General features: G+C 56.9%; 2 protein-coding genes. Both read right to left on the bottom strand.

Going from position 1 to position 3,106, the window contains the following annotated elements; translation table 11 throughout:
• Window positions 1-1,552, bottom strand: a 1,552-nt coding sequence (locus WBM93_RS12280; RefSeq protein ID WP_424432156.1) for a cyanophycin synthetase family protein, incomplete at its 3' end; no start/stop codon positions are given.
• 43 nt (window positions 1,553-1,595) lie between these two features.
• Window positions 1,596-2,447 (bottom strand): cyanophycinase, encoded by an 852-nt coding sequence (locus tag WBM93_RS12275; protein ID WP_424432155.1) that lies wholly within the window; start codon window positions 2,445-2,447, stop codon window positions 1,596-1,598.
• Window positions 2,448-3,106: the final 659 nt, after the last annotated feature.

Here is a 3,106-nt window from a genome sequence, read left to right as displayed (position 1 = left end):
AGATATGCGCCAGCATCCTCGAAGTAGTCGTCTTGCCGTTAGTGCCGGTAATCGCGGCAATCGGAATTCGGCTCGGTGTACCCGGCGGAAACAGCATATCGATAACCTTGCCAGCAACGTCGCGCGGCTGTCCTTCGCTCGGCGCAACATGCATGCGGAAACCGGGCGCTGCATTTACCTCGACAATAGCGCCACCAATATCCTTGTAGGATTTCGAGATATCGTCGGTCAGAAAATCAACCCCGCCGACATCAAGCCCAACCGCTTGTATCGCTCGCATCGCCATTTCCCGGTTGTCGGGATGGACAACATCTGTGAGATCAATGGCGGTCCCGCCGGTCGACAGGTTAGCGGTATCCCGCAAATAGAATATCTGTCCCTCGGCGAGCACGGTGCCCTTATTGTAGCCGGCATTGTCCATCAAACGCCGCGCCTGATTATCCAGCTCCAGTCTGGTTAGAACTTTCTCGTGGCCCACTCCACGCCTGGGATCAGCGTTCACTTCGTCGATCAGCTCGCCGATATTGTGCTTGCCATCGCCGGTTACATGACCGGGCACCCGCTTGGCGACAGCGACCAGTTCATCGCCGACGACCAGCATTCGGTGATCAAATCCGGTGATATAGCTCTCGACCAGCACTGCCTTGCTGGTCCCCTGTTCCAGCGCGACTGTGAACGCTGTCTGCACATCCTCATCGGTTATCAGATTGATCGATACTCCGCGGCCATGATTGGCATTGAGCGGTTTCAGCACCACCGGATACCCGATCTTCCGGGCGGCACGCACCGCTTCCTTTGCGCTATAAACCATATGTTGCTGTGGTACCGGCAGACCCAGATCGTTGAGTAGATGGTGGGTGTCTTCCTTGTCGCAGCTGATCTCCACCGCGATATGCCGTGTCTCGCTGGTAATCGTCGCCTGGATGCGCTGCTGATATTTGCCATGACCAAACTGCACTAGGCTATATTTGTTGAGCCGGAGCCAGGGCACCCCCCGTTCTTCGGCCGCCTTTACCAGCGACGCGGTGCTTGGGCCAAATGCATGGCGCTGGGCTCGCCTGATGAAGCTTCTCTGTTCATCCTCCCAGTCAAATTCCGGATCGAGTTCATAACCGGTCTGCGCCTGCACGTCTTGCGGCAGCAGGTGCATCAGCAGCTTGATCGCAAGCTCCCCCGCCGACAGCCCGACATCGCGGTGGATATAGGCGTAGACCATATTATAGTGGCCGGCATCGCCCGTCGAGCGCGTCCGCCCGAAGGTAACCTCATTGCCTGCTACGCATTGCAGCTCGAGCGCAACATGCTCGATAATGTGGGCCATCCATGTGCCGTCATCCTCGCGCAGCCGCCGGATGAACCCACCCGTTTCGCGGTACGAGCAGCCATGTTCGGCCAACCCGGGCAGCGCCGCGACCAGTCCGTCGATGAACTCGGGACCCAATTTCGCCGATGGCCATTGCTCCAGCACGCCGATGTCGAGCACGTGGCGAATACAGCGAAAGCTCGCATATTGGTTGGGGCCGATGTAGAGATTGGTGTTCAGGATTTTCATGGTCGGCCCCCTATTCGCACGCCGCGCGTGTCATCACATGATATTATATACTGCAGACACGATGGTCGTTTTCGGTCGGCGGAAACGCCTCGCGCATATTGAGGTCATAGTGGCACCCCTCGTCGAGTATATCCAGCTTCAGTCCGATCATGCCCAAACCTTGATTGAACGCAGCGCTGTGGGCGGAGGTATAGCTCATCTTGCTGCCATCGACGATTGTTACGGTGCCGCTGCCGATGACTTCGACAACCCCGTGCGGGTCGATGAACGCGGCAGTATCCTCGTCAATCCCCATGCCAAGCAGGAAGGGGTTAAGTGACACCGCCGACAGCAACCGCCCCAGCCTGTTGCGCTGCGAAAAATGCTGGTCGATCACCGCCGCGTTGGTCAGCCCCAGTCCTGGGGCCAGTACCACACCGCCTTCCGACGGCCCCTGATCCGATTCGCCTCCGGCCATCATATGTTCCGACATGATCGACGCCCCCGCCGAAGTTCCCGCCACCGGTGTACCCGCGGCGTTCTTGCGGCGGATCATCTGCGCCACTTCTGTTCCGCCCAATATCGTGCTCAACCGCAGCTGGTTGCCGCCGGTCAGGAATATCCCGCTCGCCTGCGAACAGCGATCGGCGAACTCCGGATTGTTGCAGTCGGCGCGGGTGGAAATCGGAATGCTACTTGCATCCCTTGCGCCCAGCTTGGTGAAAATCTCTTCGTAGAGCGTGCCGGTTTCCTCCAGCCGCGAGGCCGTCGGGAACACCACGATATTGGCGTCCCGGCCGCCGGCAAGTTCCACAAAGCGTTGCAGGATCACCGGATGTGTGTTCTTGTCCTCGCCGCCGCCGATCGGGATGATGTATCCCCGCTCGTCGCCATGATTAACCGCCGCAGGGCACATTCGAATTTCCTAAATCTCAAACTTGGGCCTGATCACCCACATTGCGTACTATTCCGTCAGCGCTACAGAGCATTCACCAGCAGATCGAGTCAATATTGAATAATTGGAAGGACCTGATACAGCATTGCCTATTCTGGCATCTGCAGATTGCACCTGTTTCAGATCCCCGCTGGTCAGATGAATACGGCACCAGAACTGATTGCGATCGCTTCGCATCCACGGTTCGGCGCAAATGCAGAACGAGAATGCCTCACACTCGCTCAACCGGTCATCGGAACCTCGACAATTCCAATGCCTGCTTTTGCGCCCAAAGCACACATTCGACCCGGAAAAACACAAACGGCCGAAACTGGGGAGGAAGCGTCATTGCGATTTGCTACGGCTGAATGTCCGCTTGTCATTGATAATTTTCCATGAGCTGACGGTCCGCTAACTGCCCAACAGCGGTCGTCCAGATATGATTTATTGAATGACCGCTCCCCACCCACTTTCGGTTATCCGAACTGATTGGATGGAAATCAAAAGCGGACTGTCAGGAAACGCCCCAATTGAAGACGTTCGCGTTGGTCTCGTCTGGTGTCCGCTGTGGGCGGAAAAGCGGACATTGATAAATCAAAAACAACGTGTCATCTAATTGCAATGGCGTCACAGAACAAAAT

Source organism: Parasphingorhabdus sp., from assembly GCF_049667325.1.
Lineage (GTDB): Bacteria > Pseudomonadota > Alphaproteobacteria > Sphingomonadales > Sphingomonadaceae > Parasphingorhabdus.
The sequence above is the reverse complement of the archived record's forward strand: the minus strand, read 5'-3'. Positions and strand labels throughout refer to the sequence as shown.